The sequence below is a fragment of the Saccharopolyspora endophytica genome (assembly GCF_018070075.1).
In the GTDB taxonomy this organism is placed as follows: Bacteria; Actinomycetota; Actinomycetes; order Mycobacteriales; family Pseudonocardiaceae; genus Saccharopolyspora; species Saccharopolyspora endophytica.
This window is the reverse complement of the sequence record NZ_JAGPXE010000002.1, coordinates 123161-149338: the sequence shown is the minus strand read 5'-3', so window position 1 is coordinate 149338 and position 26178 is coordinate 123161. Positions and strand designations below refer to the sequence as shown.

The window sequence follows — 26178 nt, the reverse complement described above, 5'->3', positions numbered from 1 at the left end:
CGCGGAGAAAACGCGAAGATCTTCTTCCCGTTGCTTGAGCGGTGGGGTCCTCCACCGCTTGCTGGAGGAGGGCGGGCTCGTCGAACAGGCGGGTCCGGCCTCCTCACCTACTTCTGCAGGAACTTCTCCTGCCAGCGATCCAGCTCGTCGTCGGTGACCCCGTGGGTGCTCAACCAGCCCGCGGCGCCCCGGTGGTCGTCGAAGATCTCCAGCACTCGCTCGATGGCCTGAGTCGGGGTCGCCAAGAACTCGGCGACCATCTCCTCGTCCACGCCGGGCGGCAGTTCCGGCGCCTCGTTGAGGCGCTGCAGCACGCGGAACATGTTCTTGTCGGTGCGCACGTAGTCGGCGATGATCGCGTCCTGCCGCACTCCCGCCGCGCCCAGCAGCATCGCCGAGACCACACCGGTCCGGTCCTTGCCCGCCGCGCAGTGCACCAGCGCCGGGCCGTCGGCCTCCAGGACCTGCCGGAACACCTCGACGAGCTTCTTCGGAGCGCCCTGCAGCATCCCCTCGTAGAGCAGGGTCAGCTCGTGCACGGAACCGTCGGTCTCCGGCTTGTCCAGCCCTTCCAACACCCGAACCCGGTGGACCTGGGCGACGGTGGCCAGCGGGTGCTCGTCCTGCGTCTCGACCGCTTCGCGCAGGTCCACCACCACCCGCGGCGGCCACGCGGCGGTCTCGGCCGGATCCCGATCACCGGGGTGCGGCGCGTCGCTGCGGTAGACCACGCCGGGCCTGGTCAGCACACCGTCGCCGGTGGGCTGACCGCCGAGGTCGCGGAGGTTGACCAGTTCATCGAGAGCGTCCGACGTCGGCATGAAGCCTCCGATGTGAGGGGAGCCGTCCACCCCCGAGAATGTCAATCCGAGCAGATTTCGACCAGGCCGCACCCGGCGCGCACCATCAGGTCTCCGTCACACATAGCCCACCCGTGTGGACGGCGTGATCCGCTGCGCGGTTACATGAGTGCACGCGTAACCCGAACGCGCGCAAAGGAGCCGCGACATGACCACCACGAATTTCGACTTCACCGAGGTGCTCCCCCTCGGCCCCGACGACACCGAGTACCGCTTGGTGACCGATGAAGGCATCAAGGTCGTCGAAGCCGCAGGGCGCCGCTTCCTGGAGATCGAACCCGCCACGCTGACCTCGCTGGCCGCCGAGGCGATCAAGGACATCCAGCACCTGCTGCGTCCGTCGCACCTCGCCCAGCTGAAGTCGATCGTGGAAGACCCCGAGGCCAGCGCGAACGACCGCTTCGTGGCCACGGACCTGCTGCGCAACGCCTGCGTGTCGGCCGGCGGGGTGCTGCCGATGTGCCAGGACACCGGCACCGCGATCGTCATCGGCAAGCGGACCGAGTCGGTGCTCACCGGCGGCCAGGACGAGGAGTCGCTGGCTCGCGGTATCTTCAACGCCTACCAGGACCTCAACCTGCGCTACTCGCAGATGGCGCCGCTGAACTTCTGGGAAGAGCGCAACACCGGCAGCAACCTGCCCGCCCAGATCGAGCTGTTCAACAAGCCGGGCACCGACCCGTTCTACGAGCTGCTGTTCATGGCCAAGGGCGGCGGCAGCGCGAACAAGACCTTCCTCTACCAGGAGACGAAGGCGCTGCTGAACCCGACGCGCCTGGGCCGCTTCCTGGAGGAGAAACTGCGCTCGCTGGGCACCGCCGCGTGCCCGCCGTACCACCTGGCGATCGTCGTCGGCGGCATGTCGGCCGAGTACAACCTCAAGGTCGCCAAGCTCGCCTCGGCGCGCTACCTCGACGAGCTCCCGCGCGAGGGCTCGGGCTCCGGGCACGCGCTGCGCGACGTCGAGATGGAGCAGCAGGTCCTGGAGATGACCCGCCAGTTCGGCATCGGCGCGCAGTTCGGCGGCAAGTACTTCTGCCACGACGTGCGCGTGATCCGGCTGCCCCGGCACGGCGCTTCGCTGCCGGTCGGCGTCGCGGTGTCCTGCTCGGCGGACCGGCAGGCCAAGGCCAAGATCACCCCTGAGGGCGTGTTCCTGGAGCAGTTGGAGCGCGACCCGGCCAAGTACCTGCCGGAGGTCGCCGACGAGCAGCTCTCCGACGAGGTCATCAAGATCGACCTGAACCGGCCGATGGCCGAGATCCGCTCCGAGCTGTCCAAGCTGCCGGTCAAGACCCGCGTCTCGCTGACCGGGCCGCTGGTCGTGGCGCGCGACATCGCGCACTCCAAGATCGCCGAGCGGCTCGACGCGGGCGAGCCGATGCCCGACTACATGCGCGACCACCCGGTCTACTACGCCGGTCCGGCCAAGACCCCCGACGGCTACGCCTCGGGTTCCTTCGGCCCGACCACCGCCGGCCGGATGGACTCCTACGTCGAGCAGTTCCAGGCCGCGGGTGGCTCGATGGTCATGCTGGCCAAGGGCAACCGGTCGAAGAAGGTCGCCGAGTCCTGCCAGAACCACGGCGGGTTCTACCTCGGTTCGATCGGTGGACCGGCCGCGCGGCTGGCGCAGGACTGCATCCGCAAGGTCGAGGTGCTGGAGTACCCCGAGCTGGGCATGGAAGCGGTCTGGCGCATCGAGGTCGAGGACTTCCCCGCCTTCATCGTCGTCGACGACAAGGGCAACGACTTCTTCGCCAACTCGACGCAGCCCACCCTGCAGATCTCCTTCGGCCGCTGAGGTTCTCCTCCCGAACTCGTTGTGCGTGAGTCAGGAACGCGCTCTGAGGTTTTGGCGATCGGCGACCGGTCTTGGGCTCACCCGCGCGTGGTGCGCGGGTGAGCCCAAGCGGCTGCGGTCATCCCGCTGCAAAAGCCCGCATCGAGAACAGGACTGCCGAACCAGGTCCACCGTGGAGCCCCACCTCCGGCGGCGAACCGGGTTCTGCGCGCGCGACGGCGGCAGGTTTCCGCCGCGCTACAGCCCGATCAGCGCGGAACCTTCACATCTTTCTGCTCCAGGACCACTTTTCGCCCTTCCAGCGGTGCGTCGAGACTCACCGCCACCGGCGGGTACCTCAGGTCCATCGTGCAGATGCCCGGCGGCTCCGGAGTCTCCTCCACCAGGATGATCTTCACGTGGTCCGGGGTCTGCTCCGCCAGTTCGGCGCGCACCTTGCTGCAGCCGCCCTCCTGACCGGAGGCGACTACTGCGGTACCGTTGTCCTGGGTCCAGACCTTCTTCGGATATCCTTTTGGCAGCAGCGAGAGATCGATGGCCTCTGCGGCCACCGGCGTCCGTTCCGGTTCAGGTTTCGGCTGAACCGGTCCGGGAGGCACCGGCGGTTGACCACCGAACCCCACGTCGTTGGTCGGCTGTTGGGCGCAGGCTGCCAGAACGATAAGCAGACTCCCCGCGCCCACTGCAGTGTGTAGGCGTCTCATACCTCTAAGACGGACGCTCGGGAGTCAGCGGTTGCGTCCCGGCCGAGGTGGATCAGTCCACACCTTTCACACAATTCACCCGGCCGGCGCGCGATTCCGCGATCAGCGCCCGAGGACGTCGTTCATCCACTCCTCGATCCACGCCGCCATCTCCGCGGAGCTCCGCGTCCACTGGAAGTGGTCCACCGGCCCGCCCGCGTCGTCGGCCGTGTAGTGCCGGGACGTGCGGTCTGCGCGGGTGGAGTGCTTGACCAGGTCGTCCATGGCCGAGGTCGGCGCCAGCTCGTCGTTGTCCACGGTCACGGTGAGCAGCGGGGTCGTCACCTCGGCCAGGGCGGCGTCGTAGTCGAGGTCGGACCCGGTCAGCCGCCAGCGCCCGGTGCGCGCCTGGCGCGCCCAGTCGCGCATCAGGCCGGTCGCCTGCCTGCCACCGAAAACGTAACCGGGCCAGTACCCGAGCAGCGTCGAAGCCAGTGCGATCGTCTGAGTGCCCAGCAGCGAGTAGTAGTACTTGGCCAGGCCGGGGTAGCCCCGGTACCAGACCGAACCGGTGGCGATCAGCGCCGCGCCCTGGATCCGGCCGGGGTTGGCGGCGGTGTGCAGCAACGCGATCTGACCGCCCAGGCTGTGGCCGAGGACGAACCGGGGCGCCCTGGGGAAGACCGATTCGACCAGGTCGAGCACGGCGTCGAGGTCGTTGACGAAGTCCTGGTAGCCGAAGTGGACTCCGCGCTGGGCTCGGGGCTTGTTCTCGCCCTGCCCGCGCACGTCGTACGACACCACGGTCATGCCGAGCCGGTGCAGCTCGGCGACGAACCGCCGGTAGTAGCCGGCGGGCACGCCCATGGCCGGTGCCAGCACGGCGACCGGCGCGCTCGGGTCGTCCTGCTGCAACGCGCGCACCTTGATCCGGTACTGGCCCGCGGGGACCACGCCGAGCACGGGGGCGGGCGCGTCGATCTTCCGGGTCGTGACCTCATCCACGCGCACAGATTAACGGAACTAGTACGTTCCGTCTGTGTCCCCTATCGCAGTCTTCGCGGCCCGGTGTCCGGAACCGCCACGGACTCGCCCAGCGACACCCTCGCCCCGGTCACCGCAGCACCGTTCGGCGAGGCCAGGACCGGCTGCAACACCAGCTGCCGCACCTCGGGCAGGTCCTCGGCCAAGGTCGCCACCCGCAGCACCAGGTCCTCCAGCGCGGACAGGTCGGCCGGCTCCACGCCCCGGTACCCGACCAGCAGCGGCGCGGCCCGAGGAGCGCGCACCAGAGTGGCGACGTCGACGTCGGTCAACGGCAGCGCGCGGTACGCCTTGTCCCCCAGCAGCTCGCTGGCCACGCCGGAGAGCCCGAACGAGACCAGCGTGCCGAACGAGGGGTCGTCGATGAGGTCGATCACGCACGAGGTCCCGCGCCCGGCCATCCGCTGCACGTAGACCTCGTCGATCCCCGACACCCGGCGCACGTCGGCGTACGCCGTGCGCACCGCCTCCGGACTGCCCAGGTCCAGCCGGACCCCGACCAGGTCGTTGCGGTGGCGCAGCTTGGCGCTGGTGGACTTCAGCACCACCGGGTAGCCCAGCTCCTCGGCCGCGGCGACCGCGCCGTCGACGTCGGTGACCTTGCGGAAGGCCACCACCTCGATGCCGTAGCAACCCAGCAGCCGCACGGTGCGCTCGTCGCCGAGCTCCCCCACGCCCTCGGCCAGCCACTGCTCGACCAGCGAACGCGCCTGCTCGGCCTCCACCTCCGGCCGCACGAAGTGCCCCTTAGGCGCCGCACGCCACTTCGCGTAGCGGGTGACGCGAGCCAGCGCGAGCACCGAGCGCTCCGGGCTCGGGTACGACGGCACCGATCCCTTGCCCGTGGTCCCGTCCGGTCCCGGCACCACCAGTTCGTCCGGCACGCCTTCGGCCGCCAGGAACGTGGTCACCACCGGCTTCGAACGCGCGGCGTCGGCCTCCTGCAGCGCGTTCCGCAGCGCCCGCGCGTACGCGGTTCCGGGCACCGCCACCGGCGGGGCGAACACCGTGATCAGCGCATCGACGTCGTCGCGCAGAGCCGCATCGCGCACCGCGGCGGCGAATTCCTCCGGCCCGGCCACGGCGCCGACGTCGACCGGCTCGTGCGCCAGCTGCAGTCCCTGCGCCTGCGCCACGTCGGCGGCGATCATGCCCAGCGCCGAGGAGTTGCCCACGATCGAGACCCGGTCGCCCTGCGGCAGCGGCTGGTGCGCGAGCAGCAGCGCGGTGTCGAACATCTGCGCCACCGACTCGACCCGGATCACGCCGGACTGCTCGAACAGCGCCTGCACGCTCGTCTCGTCGATCTCCACCGTGGTCGCCGCCAAGCCCGCGCGCACCGAGTTGCGGCCCGACTTGACCACCACGACCGGCTTGCTGCGGGCCAGCCGCCGCGCGAGCCGACCGAACTTGCGCGGGTTGCCGAACGACTCCAGGTACAGCAGAACGACATCGGTGGCCGGGTCCGTCTGCCAGTACTGCAGCAGGTCGTTGCCGGACAGGTCGGCGCGGTTGCCCGCGGAGACGAAGGTCGACAACCCGAGCCCGCGCTCGGTCGCGGTCTCCAGGATCGCCACGCCCAGCGCGCCGGACTGGCAGAAGAACCCGGTGCGGCCACGTCCGGGCAGCTGCGGCGCGAGGCTGGCGTTGAGCCGGAACTCCGGATCGGGGTTGACCACGCCGAGCGCGTTGGGGCCCACCACCCGCATGCCGTGCACGCGAGCGGCGCGCACCATCTCGCGCTCGACCTCGCGCCCCGCCGGACCGGACTCGCTGAACCCGGAGGAGACGATGACCAGCGTCTTCACGCCCTTGGCCAGGCAGTCGTCGAGGACCTCGTTGACGCTGGCAGCCGGAATCGCCACCACCGCCAGGTCGACCTCGTCGGGGATGTCGAGCACCGAGGCGTAGGCCCGCACGCCGCGCACCGACCGGTGCTCGGGGTTGACCGGGTAGACCGGGCCCGTGAAGTCCGCCGTGAGCAGGTTGGTCAGCACCGCGTGACCGATCTTGCGGTGATCCGTGGATGCCCCGATCACCGCCACCGACCGCGGGCGCAGCAGGTTGTGCACGCTGCGCGCCTCAGCGGCCTGTTCCCGGGCTCGGGCCACCGCGACCGATTCCTCGGTCGGGTCGATGTCGAACTCCAGGTGCACGACGCCCTCCTCCATGGCCCGGCTGACCTGGTAGCCGGCGTCGCGGAAGACCCGAACCATCTTCGAGTTCTCCGCCAGGACCTCGGCCACGAAGCGCCGCAGACCGCGCTCCTGCGCCGCGGCCGCGAGGTGCTCCAGCAGGATCGAGCCCAGCCCGCGCCCCTGGTGACCGTCCTCGACCACGAACGCGACCTCGGCGGACTTCTGCTCACCGAGCCGGTCGAAGCGTCCGACCGCGACGATGTCGTCACCGAGCAACGCGACCAGCGCGATCCGGTTGAGGTAGTCGACCTGCGTGAACCGCCGCACGTCGCGCTCCGGCATCCGCGGGTACGGGCCGAAGTACCGGTAGTACCGCGTCCTGTCGCTGAGCCGCCCGTGGAAGGCCAGCAGCTTGTCCTTGTCGGCCGGGACGATCGGCCGCAGGTGCACGGTGCCGCCGTCGGACAGCACCACGTCGGCTTCCCACTGCCGGGGGTAGTCCTGCTGCGGCCCGGCCTCCTCTCCCAGCACTTCGTCCACTTCGGATGCTCCTCAGTCGCGGCTGTCTGCCGGGTCCAGCCCGAGCAGCGGGAAAACCGCGTGCCGGGCGTCGCGGATCGCGGTGTCCACCGCCGAAGCGGTCACCCCGGTCCAGGGTTCGAAGGACGGGCCGGCCCCGTCCGACATCGACGTCGGCATCGGTACGTTCTGCGCACGCCGGACGGCGTACGCGATCCAATCCTCAGGGATGGTCGTCTCGGGCGCTACGTCCCGGTTCAGCATCGTCGCCAGCAGGTGGGTCCACGCCCGGGGCACCACGCGGAACAGCGAATATCCCCCACCGCCGAGCGCCAGCCACTTGCCGCCGGCGTAGCTCTCGGCGAGTTCGCGCAGGTTCTGGTAGGTCGCGCGCTGACCGTCGACCGTCATCGACAGGTCGGCGAGCGGGTCGTCGCGGTGCGCGTCGGCCCCGCACTGGGTGACCAGCACCTGCGGGCGGAACTGGTCCAGCACCGACGGCACCACCGCGTGGAAGGCGCGCCGCCAGTCCGCATCGCCGGTGCCCGGCGGCAGCGGGATGTTGACCGCGGTGCCGTCGGCGTTGCCCTTGCCGACCTCGGTGGCGAAGCCGGTGCCCGGCCACAGCGTCACCGGGTGCTGGTGCAGCGAGATCGTCATGACGCGCGGGTCGTCGTAGAACGCCGCCTGCACACCGTCACCGTGGTGAACGTCGACGTCGAGGTAGGCGATGCGCTCGACGCCCTGCTCCAGCATCCAGGCGATGGCCACCGAGCAGTCGTTGTAGACGCAGAACCCGGCCGCGTGATCGGCCATCGCGTGGTGCAGTCCGCCGGCGATGTTGACGGCGCGATCGGCCTGACCGGACACGATCTGCTCGGCCGCCTTGATGGACGCGCCCGCGATCAGGGCCGACGCCTCGTGCATCCGGTCGAAGATCGGGTTGTCGTCGGTGCCCAGCCCGTGCCCGACTTCCCAGCCGCTCAGCGGCGCCGAGCGAACGGCGGCCATGTACTCGGCGGTGTGCACCCGCAGCAGGTCCCGTTCGGTGGCCGGCTCGGGTTTGAGCGTCTCCACGCCGTCGAGCAGCCCGAGCGAGTCGGCCAGCCGCATGGTCAGGTCCAGGCGGATCGGATGCAGCGGATGGTGCCCGCCGAGGTCGTACTCGAGCAGCGACTCGTCCCAGACCACGGCCAACTGAGAACCCATGGGCGGGACGCTACCCGCAGGAAGCCACCCGCCACAGGGTCTCGGCCGCGTGACCCGCCGAACCGGATCGATCTTGCGAGGGCCTCAGCCCGCGTCCGCACCGGTGGCCGCCGGCCGAGCGGGGTCCGCCGCCCAGTTCGACCACGAGCCCGCGTACAGCACCGCCGGGTTGCGGGCGTCGGTGATGCCGGCGTGCTCCAGCGCGAGCAGCACCGAGCAGGCGGTCACGCCCGAGCCGCAGTAGGCGCCGACCGCGCTGTCGCGGGTGACGCCCAGCGCGGCGAAGCGCTCGGCCAACTCCTCCGGCGAACGCCAGCGCCCCGACTCACCGGTGTGCTCGCTGAACGGCGCGTTGCGCGCTCCGGGGACGTGCCCGGCGCGCGGGTCCATCGGCTCGACCTCACCCCGGTATCGCTCCGGGGCCCGCGCGTCGAGCAGCACGCCGTCGCGAGCCAGACCGGCCGCTTGGTCCGCGTCGATCACCGGCATCGCACCGGGCCGAACCCGGAATCCGCCGTCACCGGGTTCGGGAACCTCGGTGGTGGTCGGCTTGCCCTCGGCGGTCCACGCCGCGTAGCCGCCGTCGAGGACGGCGACGGAGCGGTGCCCGGCCCAGCGCAGCAGCCACCACGCCCGGGCCGCTGCCGAACCGTTGTCCGCGTCGTAGACCACCACGGTCCGGTCGGCGTCCACTCCAGCGCGGCGGAGGACCTCCTGCAAGGCCGCCGGATCGGGCAGCGGGTGCCTGCCGGCGGGGCCTGGCTCGGACGCCAGCTCGGCGTCCAGATCCACGAAAACCGCTCCGGGCAGGTGCCCCTCGGCGTAGTCCTCGCGTCCCGGTGGCCCGAGCAGGGACCACCGCACGTCGAGCAGCGTCGGGTGCGGGTCCGCGCTCAGCGCGGACATGAGATCATCGGTACTGATCAAGGGATGCATGACGGCCTTTCGAAACCCGCCGACGAGGTCGGTCATCAATCTTGGCTGTCAACTCCCCGGCCACTGACCGTTGTCGCTGGCAGCGACTAGCATCGTGGTTGGGACTTGAATGGGGAGCCGACGTGAACGATCTCATCGATACCACTGAGATGTACCTTCGCACCATTTACGACCTCGAGGAAGAGGGCGTGGTGCCACTCCGGGCGCGGATCGCCGAGCGCCTGGAGCAGAGCGGACCGACCGTGAGCCAGACGGTGGCCCGCATGGAGCGCGATGGCCTGCTGATGGTCGCCGAGGACCGCCACCTCGAGCTGACCAAGGCCGGGCGCGCCCGGGCGATCAGCGTCATGCGCAAGCACCGCCTCGCCGAACGGCTCCTCGTCGACGTGATCGGCCTCGAGTGGGAGCACGTGCACAACGAGGCGTGCCGCTGGGAGCACGTGATGAGCGAGGCCGTCGAGCGCAAGCTCGTCAAGCTCCTCGGTGGTCCCACCACGTCCCCCTACGGCAACCCCATCCCCGGACTCGACGACCTCGGTGTCGATCACGTCGAGAATGCGGTCGACGGCGAGCTCCAGCGAGTCGACGAGATCGCCCGCAACGGCGGTGGTCGCGCGGTCATCCGCCGCATCGCCGAGCACGTGCAGCTGGACCCCGACCTGATGACCGACCTCAAGGAGGTCGGCATCGTGCCGGGCAACGAGGTCGAGATCCTGTCGGTGGTCGGCGCCAACAAGCCGATCGAGGTGCGCGGCCAGAGCGGTACCGCCGAGCTCACGTCGAGCATCGCGCACGCGGTCATGGTGACCGCCAAGTGACCGTCTCCGAACGCGCGGCGGAGCTGTTCGCCGCTGAGCACGGCCGTGCCGCCAGCGCGGTGTGGTCTGCCCCCGGCCGGGTCAACCTGATCGGTGAGCACACCGACTACAACGACGGTTTCGTGCTCCCGATGGCGATTCCGCACCGGGTGGCGGTGGCCATCGAGCCGCGCGAGGACCGCAAGCTCGTGAGCACGACGCTGGGCGACGACGGCGAGCTCCACCAGGGTGAGGAGGTCGTCGTCGACGACCTCCAGCCCGGCTCCCACACCGGCTGGTCCGCCTTCCCGGCGGGCGTCGCGTGGGCGCTGCGCGAAGCCGGTCACCCCGTACCGGGCATGAACCTGATGATCGTCGGTGACGTCCCCACCGGCGCGGGTCTGTCGTCCTCCCACGCGCTGCAGTGCGCTGTTGCGCTGGCGTTGCTTGACCACCTGGGCTTGGCGCCGGGCGAGCCGGACGCGCCGAGCCTGGCGGAGATCGCGCGGATCGTGCAGCGCTCGGAGAACGACTACGTCGGCGCCCCCACCGGACTGCTCGACCAGACCGCGTCGCTGCGCTGCGTCGAGTCCCACGTGCTGTTCTTCGACGTCCGCTCCGGCGAGGCCGAGCAGGTCCCGTTCGACCCGCGCAGCGCCGACCTCGAGCTGCTGGTCATCGACACCCGCGCGAAGCACTCGCACAGCGAATCCGGTTACGGAGAACGCCGGAAGGGCTGCGAGCGAGCGGCGGAGCTGCTCGAGGTGAAGGCACTTCGGGACGTTTCGGCGGCGCAGCTGCCTGCGGCGTTGGAGCAGCTTCCGGACGAGCTCCAGCCGCTGGTCAAGCACGTGGTCACCGAGAACGAGCGAGTGCTGTCCACCGTGGAGCTGCTGCGCTCCGGCGGTTACGCCGAGATCGGCCCGCTGCTCAACGCCTCCCACGCCAGCCTCCGCGACGACTACCGCGTCTCCTGCCTGGAACTCGACGTCGCAGCGGACGCAGCGGTGCAGGCCGGCGCACTGGGTGCGCGGATGATCGGCGGCGGCTTCGGCGGTTCGGCGATCGCGCTGATCTCCAGCGCCGACCGGGAGCGGATCGAGTCCGCCGTCCGGTCCGCGTTCGCCGAGCGGAGCCTCACCGAGCCGCGCGTGTTCATCGCGATACCCTCCGCCGGTGCGGGACGGGACCTGTGACGAGCTCGTCGACCTCCGCTTCCCGCTGAAACGACTAGTTTTCCCACGGAAGGCAGTGCGCAGTTGAAGCTCCTGGTCACAGGCGGTGCCGGTTACGTCGGAAGCGTGTGCGCAGCACGCCTGGTGGAGGCGGGCCACGAGGTCGTCGTGGTCGACGACCTCTCCACCGGGCACGCCGACGCGATCCCGGACGGCTGCAAGTTCGTCGAGGCCGACATCGCCTCCGCGGCGAGCGAGCTGCTGGCGGAGAAGTTCGACGGTGTGCTGCACTTCGCGGCCAAGTCGCTGGTCGGCGAGTCCATGGAGGACCCGCAGAAGTACTGGCAGGGCAACGTCGTCACGTCGCTGCGCCTGCTGGATGCGATGCGCGAGCACGGCACGCCGCGACTGGTGTTCTCCTCGACGGCGGCGACCTACGGCGAGCCCGAGGTCTCCCCGATCACCGAGGACCTGGCGACGCGGCCGACCAACACCTACGGCGCCACCAAGCTCGCGATCGACCACGCGATCACCTCCTACGCGACGGCGCACGGCATCGGTGCGGTCAGCCTGCGGTACTTCAACGTCGCCGGGGCGCACGGCGCCTTCGGCGAGCGGCACACCGTGGAGACCCACCTGATCCCGATCGTGCTGCAGGTCGCGCTGGGTCAGCGCGAGCAGGTGCAGATCTTCGGTGAGGACTGGCCCACCGCCGACGGCACCTGCGTCCGCGACTACATCCACGTCACCGACCTCGCCGACGCCCACCTGCTGGCGCTGCAGAACGCCGAGGCCGGCCAGCACAGCATCTACAACCTGGGCAACGGCACGGGCTTCTCGGTCAAGCAGGTCATCGACACCTGCCGCGAGGTCACCGGGCACCCGATCCCGGCGAAGGTCGCACCCCGCCGGGCGGGCGACCCGGCGACCCTGGTGGCTTCCAGCCAGCGGGCGCGGGAGGACCTGGGGTGGCAGCCCCAGCGCGCCGACATCGGCGTGATCGTGCGTGACGCGTGGGAGTTCACCCGCGCGCGCCACGCGTCCTGATCGCTTCTTCCGCTTCTTCGCGCACATCAGCAGGCTCCGTCCTCGTCAAGCAGGAGCTGGGCGTCGTCGACCGAGTGCCGGGCGATGCCGGCCAGCTCCGCGGGCGGGATTCCGGAGTCCATGGCCTGCCGGAGCAGGGTGCCGAGGGTGTGTGCGGGTGTGACCTTCTCGATGCGTTCCAGGGCCACACCCGCCAGCGCGCCCTCACCGCGCACGTAGGCCGAGAACGCCAGCAGCGCGGCGACCTCGGCGAGTTCGGGATCCGGCGCTTTGCGCACGAGCGTCAGCCAGAGCTCTTCGGCCGGGCGCGCCAGTTCGCTCAGCGCGGTGCCCATCACGATGTCCCGAACGCGGGTGTCCGCGACGGCCTGCAGCACGCCCAGCAGGTCGTCCTCGGTGAGCGCGGAGCCCGCGGCGATGCGCTGGATGGCGCCGAAGACCTTGCGCAGGTCTTCGGTGACGCGCGACGGGTCGTAGGAGTCGATGGCCTCCTCGGTCAGCGCGTCGAGCTTCGCCGACCAGCGGCTGATCACCTCGTGCGATTCGGGCGCGACGAGCTCGCGCAGTTCGTCCCTGCTCCCGAAGGTCACCGACCCCTCGGCTGCCATCACCGCTCCCATCGCGGATTCCTTCGGATCCGCGACGACTCCGCAGCAGCCCTCGTCGAAGTAGCACCGCCACTTCTCGCCGGCCACGATCTCCGGCACGTGCAGCGCGTGAGCGGTCACGATCCCGGCCTGCAGCAGCGTTTTCCGGACCACTTCGATCAGGCCGAGCATCGGCGGCTCGGAGTCAGGGCCGGGCTCGTCGGACTCGTGGCACCTGCCTCCGCAGCTCTGCGGGCAGCCCGAGTAGTTGGGTTTGTCCCCGACCACCACCATGATCACGCCTTCGACGTTCTTCCTGCTCAGCGGACCTGTCAGCAGGAACTCGCCGAACGCGCAGGCGTTCGCGGGGCACGGCAGGTCCACGCGCATGGTCATGCCGAACTTCGGGGTGCCGGTCAATTCGTGCAGCGTCAGCAGCACGAAGGAGTTGACCGGGTTGAACCCGATCATGTGCGGTAGCGCGGCGAGCACGTCACCGGGATCGCTGAGCGATATCTGGGTGTTCAGTCGAGTTGTCATGCCACAACGATGGATCCGAAAACCTGCTCGGCGAAACCGGTTTCGCGAATCTCCGGACAACTTCGTCCGCTGTGGACAGAACAGGGCCGAAACGCCCGCGACCACACCGATCAGCGACGATCGATCAGGCTAACTTCACCACCCCGTCGAAGGTTGCTCTCCGCTACCGCACCGGATTTCATGAAAGCGGGTCACGAAATCCTTCCGACGGTGGGAATCGAGATGCTGGTGCGCGCCAGGTCCAGCCGCAGCCCCGCGCCCGGCTTGGGGCGCAGCGTGAAGTCGTGGTCGCTGGAGAGCACCACCACGCCCAGCCGGTGCCCGGGAGCGAACACGTAGTCGTCGGGCTGCATGCTCACGGTGATCGCGTAGTTCTGCCCGGGCTCGATCGGCGTGGTGCGGTCCAGCGCCTCCCGGTTCTGCGGGTCGGCCCACCCGCGGGTGACCACCGAGACCGAACCGTCCGGTGCCTGGTCGACCAGCAGAGCGGTTACGTTGGCCGCCGGCCGGTCGAAGGTCAGCGCCAGGTCGGCGCGGACCTCACCGCTGACCCGCGCCTGCTCGGCCAGCGGCTCGGTGAAGTAGGCCAGCCGGTTCGGCGAGCTCGGTGCCGCCGCGAGGTCCTCGGCCAGCAGACCGGCGTCGTCGGTGAGGCCTTCCACCGCCCCAGCAGCAGGGCTGCCAGCGCTGAGACCACCTCGCTGGGGTCCACCCGCGCTCGGGCGCAACACCGTCTCGGCGGCATCCGGGGCGGGCCATTCCGGCTCCTCGGTCCAGCTGCCGTCCTCGCGCTGCACCGTTGCGCGCGGCTCGCCCTCGACGCCGTTGGGCACGTCGTGGAGGTAGCGGGTGAACCAGCGGTTCAGCGTCCGCAGCCACTCCTGCTCGCGCAGCTTGATCGGGTCGGTGTGGCCGGACTGGTGCCACCAGATCTTGTGCGGCACGTCGTGCTCCCGCAGCGCCCCGTACCACTGCGCGGCTTGGCGCGTCTTGACGTTCCAGTCGTTGAGCCCGTGCACCGACAGCACGGCCGCGTGCACCTTGTCGACGTCGTCGAGGTAGTTGCGCTCGTCCCAGAACCGGCTGTAGTCGCCGGTGATCCGATCCTGCTCAGCGGTGAGGCCGTCGATCACCGGACGGCACGGCTCCCTGTCGGCGCGGGTGTGGACGTATTCGGCCAGCACGTCGGCGTCCTCGCCCTGGTAACCGCCGGGAGCGACCACGGCCCCGTCGGTCCGGTAGTAGTCGTACCAGTTCGAGATCGCCCCGATCGGCACGATCGCTTCGAGGCCTTCGACTCCCGTCGAGGCCACGGCGTTGGGCAGGGTGCCGTTGTAGGAGACGCCCATCATGCCGACCTTGCCGGTCGACCAGTGGGCCTGAACGGGCGCACCGCCGGCGTCGTGGCCGGGTGCGCGGCGGTTGAGCCAGTCCACCACGGACTTGGCGCCGATCGTCTCGTTCTCGGCACCGGTGGTCGGGCACCCCGTGGACTCCCCGGTCCCCAGCGACTCGGCGTAGACCACGGCATAGCCCCTGGCCAGCAGGTACTGCTCGTACGCCCAGTCGATCTCGGCGGCGACGGCGACCCGCTCGTCACCCGTCGTGCGGCGCATCGTGCGCGGCCCGGCCTGCTCCGGCACGTGCAGCTCGGTGTCGACGTTGTGGTTGAGCACGTCGTTGCCGCCGGAGAAGTACGGGCTGGCCTGGTAGACCACCGGAACCCGCAGGCCCTGCTCGGACTCCTTCGGCCGCACCACCTGGACGTGCACCCGGTCCTGCTGCCCGTCGTGGTCGCTGTCGACCGGCGCGGTGACGAACAGGTCCTGGCGCACCGCTTGAGCCGGGTCGAACACCGGCTGCGCTTCACCGTCGGAGAACACCGGGCCCTGCGGTGGTTGGGCCGCCGCCGTGGACCCGGCGAGGGGCAGGGCGAAGATCGCCGCGAGACAACCGGTCACAACGCGCCGCATGCAGGCTCCCGAATCTGGAAGGAGGACGAGACCAGCACTTTTCTTAGCGCGAAATGGGAAGTCAATCGCCGATGCGGCGGGTTCCCGCCAGAACCACCCGGGCGGCAGTAAGGTCGAAGCGTCGGGACCGGAACCAACGAGGAGTACGCATGTCGATTCCGTCCAGCCTGCTGACCTCGGCCGGTTTGATCGGTGGCTTCGCGGTGGCTCGCGCCTCCCAGCACCGGCACTGGGGCGGAGTCGTCGCGGCAGGCGCCGGCCTGGGCGCGATGGAGGTCTGCCGCCGCCGCGCCGGCGTGGTCCCGGCGCTGGCCCTGGGGGCCACCTACGGAACGGCGCTGGCGGGCTCACACCCGCTGGCGAAGAAGATCGGCGCCTGGCCCTCGGTGTTCGCCGTGACCGCTGCGACCGCGACCGCGGCCCACCTGCTCACCCGCCGCTGAGGAAGTCCAACCTCACCACGGCGCTGCCGAGCGCGCCCGTACACGATCCGCCCATGCTCCGGCCTCTCGTCGGCGTCTACACGTGCCAGGGACGCAGCCGCGGGATCCAGGCGGGAACGTCGCTCCGGTAGCGCTCGTAGTCCGCGCCGAAGCGGCGGACCAGCGCCGGTTCCTCGCGCCAGCGCACGTACGGAGCCACGAAGCACCACAGCAGCAGCGGGTACAGCAGCACCCACAGGCCTCCGAGCAGCAGCGGCTCACCGATGAGCACCGCGAACAACGCCACGTACATCGGATTGCGCACGTTCCGGTACAGCCCGCCCACCACCAACTGGTCAGGAACGGCAACCGGGACGGGCGTCCCCCGGCCCTCGCGGACGAACCGGCTGAACGCGTGCACGAGTACCGCCGCGCCCGCGAGGATCAGCGCACCGCCCAGCACCCGCGCCGGCCACCAGTGCGGGACGGGCTCGTGCCACCGGAAGCCCGTGAGCAGCCACGGCACGAGAACGGTGACCGTCCCCGGCCCGGCGAAGAAGAACACGGCACTGCCGACGGTCGCCGATGACCTGCGCACGAGACCCACCATGCCGCTCGTCGAAGCTCGGCACCAGCACCCACGTGGTCACATCCGGTTCTCAGGCCCGCGTGCCGTCTCAAACCGGGTTGCAGGTGAGAGCTAGGCTGTTTGCCGACCCGTTACTCGACACGGCGAAGGAAACAACCGGTGCCTGATCCAGCTTCATCCATTGAAGAGCTGACCGCCCAGCGCGACCGCGCCCACCAGGAGTTCGCAGATCTCGTGGCGCGCGGCCTGAAACTGGATATCACCCGAGGAAAGCCATCGCCGAAGCAGCTGGACCTGTCCAACGAGCTGCTCGACCTCTCCAGCGGAACCGACGCCGACGGCGCTGACCTGCGCAATTACGGCGGGCTCAACGGCCTGCCCGAGCTGCGGGCGATCTTCAGCGACGACCTGCAGGTGCCCGTCGACCAGCTGCTGGCGGCGGGCAACTCGAGCCTGGAGCTCATGCACGACGCCCTGGTCTTCGCGCTGCTCAACGGCGTGCCCGGCGGCACCCAGCGCTGGGTCGCCGAGCAGGAGATCGCGTTCCTGTGCCCGGTGCCCGGCTACGACCGCCACTTCGCGCTGTCGGAGCGGCTCGGCATCAAGATGATCACCGTCCCGATGACGCCCGACGGCCCGGACATGGACGTCGTCGAGCGGCTGGTGGCCGAGGACTCCCGGATCAAGGGCATCTGGTGCGTGCCGAAGTACAGCAACCCGGACGGTGCCGTCTACTCCGACGAGACCGTGCGACGGCTCGCCGCGATGAGCACTGCGGCTCCGGACTTCCGGATCTTCTGGGACAACGCCTACGCGGTGCACCACCTCACCGATGACGAGGCCGAGATCGCCGACGTGCTGGCGCTGTGCGCCGAGCACGGCAACCCCGACCGCGCGCTCGTGTTCGGCTCCACCTCGAAGATCACCTTCGCGGGTGCGGGCGTGGCGTTCTTCGGCTCCTCGCCCGCGAACGTGGAGTGGTGGCTGGCCTCGACGTCCAAGCGCAGCATCGGCCCGAACAAGGTCAACCAGCGGGCGCACGCCCGGCTGCTGCGCGACGCCGCCGGCCTGCGCGAGCACATGCGCAAGCACGCCGCGCTGATCCGCCCGAAGTTCGAAGCCGTGGACAAGATCCTCAGCGCTGAGCTGGGCGGCACCGGGCTGGCCAAGTGGAGCAATCCGGCCGGTGGCTACTTCATCAGCCTGGAGGTCCCCGAGGGCTGCGCCAAGGCAGTCGTCGCCAAGGCCAAGGAAGCGGGCATCGCCCTCACCCCTGCCGGTGCGACCCACCCCTACGGGGACGACCCGGCGGACTCGGTGATCCGCATCGCGCCGACCTTCCCGGAGCTCGCCGACGTCGAGGCCGCCACCGCGGGCCTGGCCGTCTGCGTTCGCCTCGTCGCCACGGAGAAGATCCTGGCCGAGAAGCAGTCCTGATCTGAACACGACGACGGCCGGTGCGGTTCCTCGGGGACCCACCGGCCTTCGTCGTGGGAGCAGGGTTCAGCTGGAGGCCTCGTCCTGGAGGATCAGCGGCCAGGCATCTTCGTAGTAGATCCCGGGTTCAGGCGGGACGGGTTCACCGGTGTCGGGGTCGACGCACCCGATGTCGAACGCCTCAGCGGCGCTCACCGGCATGACCGTTCCGTCTTCGATGAACCAGCCGTACACGTGCTTGATCAGGAAATCGCTGCCCTGGGAGTCGGTGAACGCGACCTCGTCGGTGAGCGAGTAGAGGACCAGCGACACCATCGTCCCCTCGTGCAGCAGCTCGTCGAGGAAGCGCTCGACTTCGGGGGTGTCCAGGACCAGTTCACCGCGGTGGTCCAACGCCGCCACGGTGTTCACGGACCGATCTGGAAACCCCGTCACGGTCAGGACGTGCACCCCCGGTGCGGCGAAAAGAACCGCGTTCTTCAGCAAGCTTCGTGCCCGCATCTCCACCTCCGCGTGTCTCGGTGCGGACGAGAGTGCCGAACCCGGGGCTCGCCGTTCGTCGTCTCACGACGCCCACCCCGCGGCTATCCCCCGAACGTGAGCACGCCTGCTGGGCGAATGCGAAAGGCACTGACACGAAAGAAGTCCGGGGTGGGCGTGTTGGTCACGCCCACCCCGGACTTCGGTCATTCAGCGCTCAGGCTCAGCTGCAGCCCGAGGTGGAGCCGCAGCCCTCGCAGAGGTAGCAGGAGCCGGACGGGCGCATCTTCGTACCGCAGGTCATGCACAGCGGCGCGTCGGCGGCCTTGCCCAGCTGGAGCTCGAGCAGCTCGGTGGAGCTGCCCGCGCGGACCTCCTGCTTGGACTCGGACTTCTCCTCGGCCTTCGCGTAGTCCACCGTGGACCGCATGGTGTCCAGGTCGACGTTGTCCGAAGGCTGAGCCGGTTCCGTGTTGTTGACCTGGGCTTCCCGCTCGTCCACGGTGAAGATGCCCAGCTGGGCGCGCTTCTCGTAGGGCAGGTAGTCCAGTGCCAGGCGGCGGAACAGGTAGTCCAGGACGCTGCTGGCCATCCGGATGTCCGGGTCGTCGGTCATGCCGGCCGGCTCGAAGCGCAGGTTCTGGAACTTCGAGACGTAGAACTCCAGCGGGATGCCGTACTGCAGACCCACCGAGATCGACATGGAGAAGGCGTCCATCACACCGGCCAGGGTCGACCCCTGCTTGCCGAGCTTGACGAAGATCTCGCCCAGCCCGTCGTCGGGGTACGAACCGGCGTGCAGGTAGCCCTCGGCACCGCCGACGGTGAACGACACCGTCTGGCTCGGGCGCTTCTTCGGCAGGCGCTTGCGGACCGGGCGGTACTCGATCTGCTTCTCGACGACCTTCTCCGACTCGCCCTTGTCGCCCTTGCCGGCGGACAGCGGCTGGCCGACCTTGCAGTTGTCGCGGTAGATCGCCAGCGCCTTCAGGCCCAGCTTCCAGCCCTCGAAGTAGAGCTCCTCGACCTCTTCGACGGTCGCCGACTCCGGCATGTTCACCGTCTTGGAGATCGCACCCGAGATGAACGGCTGCACCGCGGCCATCATCCGCACGTGGCCCATCGGCGCGATCGAGCGCTCGCCCATCGCGCAGTCGAAGACCTCGTAGTGCTCCTGGCGCAGACCAGGCGCGTCGACGACGTGACCGTGCTCGGCGATGTACTCGACGATCGCCTCGATCTGCTCTTCCTGGTAGCCCAGGGCCTGCAGGGCGCGCGGGACCGTCTGGTTGACGATCTGCATCGAGCCGCCGCCGACCAGCTTCTTGAACTTCACCAGCGCCAGGTCGGGCTCGACACCGGTGGTGTCGCAGTCCATCATCAGACCGATCGTGCCGGTCGGGGCCAGCACCGACGCCTGAGCGTTGCGCCAGCCGTTGCGGTTGCCGATCTCCAGACCCTGCTGCCACACCTTGGTGGCCAGCTTGTGCACGGTCTTGTCGTTGTGGTGGTAGGTGCGCACCAGGTCGTTGGCAGCGGCGTGCTTGCGCATGACCCGCTGGTGGCCCTCGGCGTTGCGGGCGTAGCCCTCGTAGGGACCGACGACACCGGCGAGCTCGGCCGAACGCTTGTAGGCGGTGCCGGTCATCAGCGAGGTGATCGCCGCCGCCAGCGCACGACCGCCGTCGGAGTCGTAGGCGTGACCGGTGGCCATCAGCAGCGCGCCGAGGTTGGCGTAACCGATGCCGAGCTGGCGGAACTTGCGGGTCGTGACGCCGATCGACTCCGTCGGGAAGTCCGCGAAGCAGATCGAGATGTCCATCGCGGTGATGACGAACTCGACGGTCTTCTCGAACAGCTCGGCATCGAAGGTCAGGTCATCGCGCAGGAACTTCATCAGGTTCAACGAGGCCAGGTTGCAGCTGGAGTTATCCAGGTGCATGTACTCCGAGCACGGGTTGGACGCGGTGATCCGGCCCGTCTCCGGCGAGGTGTGCCAGTCGTTGATCGTGTCGTCGTACTGGATGCCCGGGTCGGCGCATTCCCACGCGGCCTTGGCCAGCTTGCGGAACAGGTCGCGGCCCTTGACCGTGTCGATCACGTCGCCGTCGGTGCGGGAGCGCAGACCGAAGTCGTTGTCGCTCTCGACCGAGCGCATGAACTCGTCGGAGACGCGCACCGAGTTGTTGGCGTTCTGGTACTGCACCGAGTTGGAGTCCGCGCCACCGAGGTCCATGTCGAAACCGGCGTCGCGCAGCGCGCGGATCTTGTGCTCCTCGCGCGCCTTGGTCTCGATGAACTCCTCGACGTCCGGGTGGTCGACATCGAGGACGACCATCTTGGCCGCGCGACGGGTCGCGCCACCGGACTTGATGGTGCCCGCCGAGGCGTCCGCACCGCGCATGAACGAGACCGGGCCGGAAGCGGTGCCACCGGAGGACAGCAGCTCCTTGGAGGAGCGGATGCGGGACAGGTTCAGCCCGGCACCGGAACCGCCCTTGAAGATCAGGCCCTCTTCCTTGTACCAGTCGAGGATCGACTCCATCGTGTCGTCGACCGACAGGATGAAGCAGGCCGAGACCTGCTGGCGCGAGCTGGTTCCCACGTTGAACCAAACCGGCGAGTTGAAGCTGAAGACCTGGTGCAACAGCATGTAGGTCAGCTCGTGCTCGAAGATCTCCGCGTCCTCGTCGGTCGCGAAGTAGTCGTTCTCGACTCCGGAGGCGACGTAGGTCTTCACGACGCGGTCGATCAGCTGCCGCAGGCTGCCCTCCCGCTCGTCGGTGCCGACGGCACCGCGGAAGTACTTGCTGGTGACGATGTTGACCGCGTTCAACGACCAGAAGTCGGGGAACTCGACCCCGCGCTGCTCGAAGTTGACCGAACCGTCCCGCCAGTTGGTCATCACCACGTCGCGACGCTCCCACTTGACGTCGTCGTAGGGGTGGACCCCCTCGGTGGTGTAGACGCGCTCAACCCGGATGCCCTTGCGAGCATCTGCTTCCGGCTCCCCCGCTGCGCCGGCCGGGCTACCGACGGTCTCTGTCATGACCTGCCCCTTTTCCTTCTTCATCGCTCGCTCAGTCGCTCGTCGCGTTTCGTCGGCCCCGTCCGGGCTCCCCGTCCGGTTCGGTCGTGACTCTGTTCTCTTCGCCGTCCCCGCCCGGGGCTGCGAATGGCCTTTCGCGCTTCCGCCCCCTCTGCGGGACGCGCGCCGTCGCGGCTTGCTCAACCGCCGCACTCCACGTCTAGTTGCTCGCCGTCCCGCAGTGACTCCCTCGCAGCCCGCAGGTCGGTAATTTCCTTCTCGAAGTCCTCCACCGAGGAGTACGCGCGGTAAACGCTCGCGAAGCGCAGGTAGGCGACTTCGTCCAGTTCCCGCAGCGGACCGAGGATGGCCAGCCCGACTTCGTGGCTGGGCAGCTCGGCGACGCCGGAGGACCGGATCGCCTCCTCCACCTGGTGCGCCAACTGCTGCAGTGCGTCCTCTTCTACAGGACGCCCCTGACAGGCGCGGCGGACACCGGTGACCACCTTCTCCCGGCTGAAGGGCTCGGTGACGCCCGATCGCTTCACGACCGACAACACCAGCTCTTCGATCGTCGTGAACCGGCGACCACACGCCGAGCACGAGCGTCGGCGGCGGATCGCCTGGCCGTCCTCCACTTCGCGCGAGTCCACGACCCTGGAGTCATCGCCGCGGCAGAACGGGCACCGCACCGGCCATTCACCCCCTTCCCCCTTGGAGGTCGTCAGCCGGTCCCACCGGCCCGCGACCACGTACGTCCACGGGGTACCCAGAACCCTGGAAGCCCAATCTATGGACTAACCACATGGACGTAACTACTAGATGTTGTGGTCGACTTTAAACCCGCGCCGGACCGGGTTGCAAACCGACACACCTGTGTCGCCCGGCCGGATGACGCACCCCTCGCCCCAGCTGGGAAAACCCCGCGAACCACAACATCTTGGGGTTCGGTCAGCTACCGACCGGCACCACCAGGAATCGGCCCGCCTCCGCGGAAGGCGACCCGAGACCGTTGAGCTCGACGATGCGATCGACCGCCGCGCGAGGGTCGGCATCGGGCGCCATGCGCGTCGCGATACCCCACAGAGTGTCCCCCGTTCGCACCTGCACAACGGTGGTACCTCCCGCCACCGGCGCGTCGCCCGCCCCGAACAGCCCCACCAGCACCACGCCGAGGAAGGCCGCGGCGGCGACACCGGAGAGGACGAGCCACTCGCCGAGTCTGCCCTTCTCCAGCGCCGGCCTGGCGCACGATCTGGCCTCGGCGACCCGCCCGCGACGCGGAGCCTCGATCACCCGCCCATGTGGACGACGAACCTCGGCCCGACGCAGGGGCGACACGATCGGCTCGACTTCCGGCCGACCGGCGAGCGACTCCCGCTCAACAGGCCGAACTCGCCGTACTGTGTCGATGAACGTGGTCATGTCGCCTCCCGCGCGGAACGATGATCGAAAGGTTGTTCGATCGAACCTCCGTGCGATTGTGTACCAAGAGTGGCCTTCAGCGCGAGACCCTGGGCCAAAATTAACTCGAACAGGTGTTTGATCTCCGTGTTTACCGCGTCTACTGTGGAAAGCGAGCAGCGGACGGCGAACACCGGTGACCAGATCCGGGGCGGCACACCGCTCGATGAAGACCAGCACCGCAGTTCACACGGATTCAGGAGGCAGCGGTGGCGAGAAATGCGACCGGCTCTATCGGGGGCCGCGTAGACGACATCAAGGACTCCCCTGCCGAGGTGGACACCGTGCCAGAGCAGGCCACCGCGGCCGAGGAGCTCAGCGACCGCCAGCTCAAGGTGCTGGAGGCCATCCGGGAGTGGATGAGCGAGCACGGCTACCCACCCAGCGTCCGGGAGATCGGTGACGCGGTGGGCCTGACGTCGACCTCCTCGGTCGCCTACCAACTGCGCGTGCTGGAGCGGAAGGGCTTCCTGCGCCGCGACCCGCACCGGCCGCGCACCGTGGGCGTGCTGGTCGGCGGCGAACCGGAGAACGAGGCTCAGGCGAAACCGGCCTACGTCCCGGTCGTCGGTCGCATCGCGGCGGGCGGTCCGATCCTGGCGGAGGAGTCCATCGAGGACGTCTTCCCGCTGCCCAAGGAGATCGTCGGCGACGGAACCCTGTTCCTGCTGAAGGTCGTCGGCGACTCGATGGTCGACCTGGCCATCACCGATGGCGACTGGGTGGCCGTCCGCCAGCAGCCCGACGCGGACAACGGCGAGGTCGTCGCGGCGATGATCGACGGCGAGGCGACGGTGAAGACCTTCAAGCGCACCGACGAGCACGTCTGGCTGATGCCGCACAACTCGGCCTACGAGCCGATCCTGGGTGACGACGCCCAGATCCTCGGCAAGGTCGTGGCGGTCCTGCGCCGCCTCTGAGCGAGGCGGTCAGGAGCGCTTGCGGCGCCAGCTGACGAGGTAGACCAGCAGGGCGGCGATGACTCCGGCGAACAGCAGCGCGCGACCGGTGGACATGCCGCCCTCCTCGGTCGCCGGCTGGGCCTGGTCGCCGTCACCGCCGGACGGCGCGGGCTGATCGGTGGCCGTCTCAGCGGACGGGTCGCCGTCCGCCCCGGCGACGCGGCGAACCGCTTCCCCACCTTCTGAACCGGACAGCAGGCTGCCGTCGGGTTGCCAGGCGATGGCTTCGCCCTGCTCCTCGTCCGGGAGCGGAATCCGCACCGGTTCGCCTTTGAGCGCTTCGAGCACGTCCCCGTTCGGCGAGCGGTAGACGTAGGCCTCGGTGTAGGTGCGCAGCGCCACCAGCGTGCCGTCCGCGCTCACCGACCCTCCCGTGACCAGAACCGAACCCATCGATCCGTCGAGCGGTCCGCCCGGGGTCTTCGTCGCGCGCAGGGACACCGAACCGACCCGTTCCATCGGGACGACCCGTCCCGCGTCCAACGGCTCCGCGGGCCGGTACACCCCGGCCCAGCCGAGCGGCTCCTTGGTGACGATGTGCGGCACTCCGGCCCGATCCAGCAGCAGCGCCTCGGCGTCGTGCGGGCTGTCCGGATAGGACATCCGGTACAGCGCGGAACCGCCGTTGCGGTCCAGCACGTGCAGCGCCACGTTCTCCCGCTTGTGCCGGTTGTCGCCGGTGTCGGCCAGCCAGAGAGCTCCGTCCGGAGCCAGCGCCAGGTCTTCGACGTCGTAGGGATCGCTGTCGCCCGTGCGTTGCGAGCGGACCTCGCAGGTCCGCGGGTCGAGCACGAAGGCCCGCGCCCGCGATCCGCTGTCGTTGACGGCGTACCAGTTGTCCCCGTCCGAGGCCAGACCGGACAGCTCGGAGAGCCCGGATTCCTCGATGGTGCACAACTCAACCGGAGCCGACTGGGCGTGCGCGGGCGCGCCGGAGAGGATCGCGCAGGCGGAGAGCAGCGCGGCCCCGGTCAGGCCGCCGGCTCGGTCAGGCCGCACCGTTGGCCGAGAACGGCTCGATCAGCGAGGCCAGGTCCGGGCGGACCTTGGCCTGGATCCGGGTGCCCTCGGGCGTGTGCTCCTCGTCGACGACCTCGCCGTCGCTGTGCAGCCGTGCCACCAGGTCACCCCGCGTGTAGGGGATCAGGGCGTCGACGAAGACCTCCGGGCGCGGGAGCCGGTCGGCGATGATCTCGCGCAGGTGCTCGATGCCCTTTCCGCTGTGGGCCGAGACGAGCACGGCCTCCGGCAGCAGGCGGCGCAGTTCGGCCATGCGCGTCGCGTCCACCGAGTCGATCTTGTTGACGACCAGCAGCTCCGGAGGCATCTCCGACTTGTGCTCCGCGGAGATCTCGCTGAGCACCTCGCGCACGGCGGCGACCTGCTCGTGCGGCGACGCCTCGGAGCCGTCGACGACGTGGACCAGCAGGTCCGCGCTGGCGACCTCTTCGAGGGTGGAGCGGAACGCCTCGACCAGCTGGTGCGGCAGGTGGCGCACGAACCCGACGGTGTCGGTGAGCGTGTGCGGCTGGCCGTCGGGTGTGACGGCCTTGCGGGTGGTCGGGTCCAGGGTCGCGAACAGGGCGTCCTCGACCAGAACACCGGCGCCGGTCAACGCGTTGAGCAGGCTGGACTTGCCGGCGTTGGTGTAGCCGGCGATGGCCACGCCGGGGACCTCGTTGGACTCGCGGCGGCTGCGCTTGGTGCCGCGGACCGTCTTCATCGCGGCCAGTTCCTTGCGCAGCTTGCTGATGCGCTTGTGGATGCTCCGGCGGTCGGTCTCCAGCTTGGTCTCACCGGGACCGCGGGTGCCCACACCGCCGTTGGCGCCCGCCCGGCCACCGGCCTGACGGGACATCGTTTCACCCCAGCCGCGCAGTCGCGGCAGGAAGTACTGCAGCTGAGCGAGCTCGACCTGCGCCTTGCCCTCCTTGGAACGGGCGTGCTGGGCGAAGATGTCGAGGATCAGCGCGGTGCGGTCGACGACCTTGACCTTGAGCTTCTCCTCCAGCTGCCGCAGCTGGCCGGGCGAGAGCTCACCGTCGCAGATGACCGTGTCGGCGCCGTTCGAGGCGACCAGGTCGCGCAGCTCGCGGACCTTGCCGGAGCCGATGTAGGTACCGGGGTCGGGACGGTCGCGACGCTGGATGATGCCTTCGAGCACCTCCGAACCGGCGGTCTCGGCGAGTCGGGCGAGCTCGGCGAGCGACGCGTCGGCGTGCGCGGCGTCGCCCTCGGTCCACACGCCCACGAGCACGACGCGCTCCAGCCGCAGCCGCCGGTACTCGACCTCGGTGATGTCCTCGAGCTCGGTGGACAGCCCGGAGATCCGCCGCAGCGAGGCGCGGTCTTCCAGCTCCATCTCGCCGGTGGAAGGCTCACCACCGGCCAGGATCGGTTCGAATTCGTCGCCGTCGGCCATGTCCTGGTCCAAGGCGGCGTCGTGGTCGAGCTCTGGGGATGCGGTCAAGGAATCTCTCATCT

The 26178-nt window shown here is 69.4% G+C and carries 22 protein-coding genes; 7 read left to right on the top strand and 15 right to left on the bottom strand.

Features of this window, described 5'->3' with window-relative positions; translation table 11 throughout:
* Positions 1-107: 107 nt before the first annotated feature.
* Positions 108-821 carry a tyrosine-protein phosphatase gene (locus KBO27_RS04790; RefSeq protein WP_210968745.1) on the bottom strand — a complete coding sequence of 238 codons (714 nt, stop codon included), beginning with the start codon at positions 819-821 and terminating at the stop codon, positions 108-110.
* Positions 822-1008: 187 nt separating this feature from the next.
* On the opposite strand from KBO27_RS04790, the gene KBO27_RS04785 reads away from it, so the two are divergent.
* Positions 1009-2664, top strand: a complete 1656-nt coding sequence (locus tag KBO27_RS04785) for a fumarate hydratase (protein ID WP_210968744.1) — start codon at positions 1009-1011, stop codon at positions 2662-2664.
* Positions 2665-2912: 248 nt separating this feature from the next.
* Here the strand turns inward: KBO27_RS04785 and KBO27_RS33405 are convergent, their stop codons facing one another.
* From KBO27_RS33405 to KBO27_RS04760, 5 genes are all read right to left on the bottom strand, one after another.
* Positions 2913-3215, bottom strand: a complete 303-nt coding sequence (locus KBO27_RS33405; RefSeq protein WP_235876219.1) for a hypothetical protein — start codon at positions 3213-3215, stop codon at positions 2913-2915.
* Positions 3216-3470: 255 nt separating this feature from the next.
* The gene (locus tag KBO27_RS04775; protein ID WP_307870239.1) at positions 3471-4352 is read right to left on the bottom strand and encodes an alpha/beta hydrolase family protein; all 882 of its coding nucleotides are present in this window, start codon (positions 4350-4352) and stop codon (positions 3471-3473) included.
* Positions 4353-4393: 41 nt separating this feature from the next.
* Positions 4394-7069, bottom strand: a complete 2676-nt coding sequence (locus KBO27_RS04770; RefSeq protein ID WP_307870238.1) for a bifunctional acetate--CoA ligase family protein/GNAT family N-acetyltransferase — start codon at positions 7067-7069, stop codon at positions 4394-4396.
* Between the two features lie 12 nt (positions 7070-7081).
* Positions 7082-8257 (bottom strand): acetoin utilization protein AcuC, encoded by a 1176-nt coding sequence (locus KBO27_RS04765; protein WP_210968742.1) that lies wholly within the window; start codon positions 8255-8257, stop codon positions 7082-7084.
* A gap of 84 nt (positions 8258-8341) precedes the next feature.
* Positions 8342-9193: a sulfurtransferase gene (locus KBO27_RS04760; protein WP_210969215.1), complete on the bottom strand. Its 852-nt coding sequence runs from the start codon at positions 9191-9193 to the stop codon at positions 8342-8344.
* Positions 9194-9315: 122 nt separating this feature from the next.
* Here KBO27_RS04760 and KBO27_RS04755 point away from each other — a divergent pair, with 122 nt between their 5' ends.
* The 3 genes from KBO27_RS04755 (at position 9316) to galE (ending at position 12212) form a co-directional block, all read left to right on the top strand.
* Positions 9316-10011, top strand: a complete 696-nt coding sequence (locus KBO27_RS04755) for an iron-dependent transcriptional repressor DtxR (RefSeq protein ID WP_210968741.1) — start codon at positions 9316-9318, stop codon at positions 10009-10011.
* Positions 10008-11186, top strand: a complete 1179-nt coding sequence (galK, locus tag KBO27_RS04750) for a galactokinase (protein ID WP_210968740.1) — start codon at positions 10008-10010, stop codon at positions 11184-11186. Before KBO27_RS04755 ends, galK begins: the two co-directional genes overlap by 4 nt.
* Before the next feature lie 63 nt (positions 11187-11249).
* Positions 11250-12212, top strand: a complete 963-nt coding sequence (gene galE, locus KBO27_RS04745) for a UDP-glucose 4-epimerase GalE (RefSeq protein ID WP_210968739.1) — start codon at positions 11250-11252, stop codon at positions 12210-12212.
* A 26-nt stretch (positions 12213-12238) separates the two neighbouring features.
* Here galE and KBO27_RS04740 read toward each other — a convergent pair whose 3' ends face one another.
* Positions 12239-13339: a DUF4192 domain-containing protein gene (locus tag KBO27_RS04740; protein WP_210968738.1), complete on the bottom strand. Its 1101-nt coding sequence runs from the start codon at positions 13337-13339 to the stop codon at positions 12239-12241.
* Between the two features lie 191 nt (positions 13340-13530).
* Positions 13531-15312: a Xaa-Pro dipeptidyl-peptidase gene (locus tag KBO27_RS04735; protein WP_210968737.1), complete on the bottom strand. Its 1782-nt coding sequence runs from the start codon at positions 15310-15312 to the stop codon at positions 13531-13533.
* Between the two features lie 149 nt (positions 15313-15461).
* Between KBO27_RS04735 and KBO27_RS04730 the strand changes: the two genes are divergently transcribed.
* Positions 15462-15755 (top strand): hypothetical protein, encoded by a 294-nt coding sequence (locus tag KBO27_RS04730; RefSeq protein WP_132681445.1) that lies wholly within the window; start codon positions 15462-15464, stop codon positions 15753-15755.
* Positions 15756-15831: 76 nt separating this feature from the next.
* Here the strand turns inward: KBO27_RS04730 and KBO27_RS04725 are convergent, their stop codons facing one another.
* The gene (locus tag KBO27_RS04725) at positions 15832-16332 is read right to left on the bottom strand and encodes a methyltransferase family protein (protein WP_210968736.1); all 501 of its coding nucleotides are present in this window, start codon (positions 16330-16332) and stop codon (positions 15832-15834) included.
* A 150-nt stretch (positions 16333-16482) separates the two neighbouring features.
* Between KBO27_RS04725 and KBO27_RS04720 the strand changes: the two genes are divergently transcribed.
* A complete protein-coding gene (locus KBO27_RS04720; RefSeq protein ID WP_210968735.1) occupies positions 16483-17760 on the top strand; it encodes an aspartate aminotransferase type Ic in 1278 nt (425 codons plus the stop codon).
* Between the two features lie 66 nt (positions 17761-17826).
* On the opposite strand, the gene KBO27_RS04715 is transcribed toward KBO27_RS04720, so the two are convergent.
* From KBO27_RS04715 to KBO27_RS04700, 4 genes are all read right to left on the bottom strand, one after another.
* Positions 17827-18171: a hypothetical protein gene (locus KBO27_RS04715; protein WP_210968734.1), complete on the bottom strand. Its 345-nt coding sequence runs from the start codon at positions 18169-18171 to the stop codon at positions 17827-17829.
* A gap of 292 nt (positions 18172-18463) precedes the next feature.
* Positions 18464-21289, bottom strand: a complete 2826-nt coding sequence (locus KBO27_RS04710) for a vitamin B12-dependent ribonucleotide reductase (RefSeq protein WP_210968733.1) — start codon at positions 21287-21289, stop codon at positions 18464-18466.
* A 179-nt stretch (positions 21290-21468) separates the two neighbouring features.
* Positions 21469-21960: a transcriptional regulator NrdR gene (gene nrdR, locus KBO27_RS04705; RefSeq protein ID WP_132672598.1), complete on the bottom strand. Its 492-nt coding sequence runs from the start codon at positions 21958-21960 to the stop codon at positions 21469-21471.
* A 259-nt stretch (positions 21961-22219) separates the two neighbouring features.
* Positions 22220-22693, bottom strand: coding sequence for a LysM peptidoglycan-binding domain-containing protein (locus tag KBO27_RS04700; RefSeq protein WP_210968732.1), 474 nt, complete (start codon positions 22691-22693; stop codon positions 22220-22222).
* 293 nt (positions 22694-22986) lie between these two features.
* Between KBO27_RS04700 and lexA the strand changes: the two genes are divergently transcribed.
* Positions 22987-23652 (top strand): transcriptional repressor LexA, encoded by a 666-nt coding sequence (gene lexA, locus KBO27_RS04695; RefSeq protein ID WP_307870280.1) that lies wholly within the window; start codon positions 22987-22989, stop codon positions 23650-23652.
* A 9-nt stretch (positions 23653-23661) separates the two neighbouring features.
* Here lexA and KBO27_RS04690 read toward each other — a convergent pair whose 3' ends face one another.
* Positions 23662-24693: an SdiA-regulated/phytase-like domain-containing protein gene (locus tag KBO27_RS04690; protein WP_307870237.1), complete on the bottom strand. Its 1032-nt coding sequence runs from the start codon at positions 24691-24693 to the stop codon at positions 23662-23664.
* A complete protein-coding gene (gene hflX / locus KBO27_RS04685; RefSeq protein WP_210969213.1) occupies positions 24683-26116 on the bottom strand; it encodes a GTPase HflX in 1434 nt (477 codons plus the stop codon). Before hflX ends, KBO27_RS04690 begins: the two co-directional genes overlap by 11 nt.
* Positions 26117-26178 lie beyond the last annotated feature (62 nt).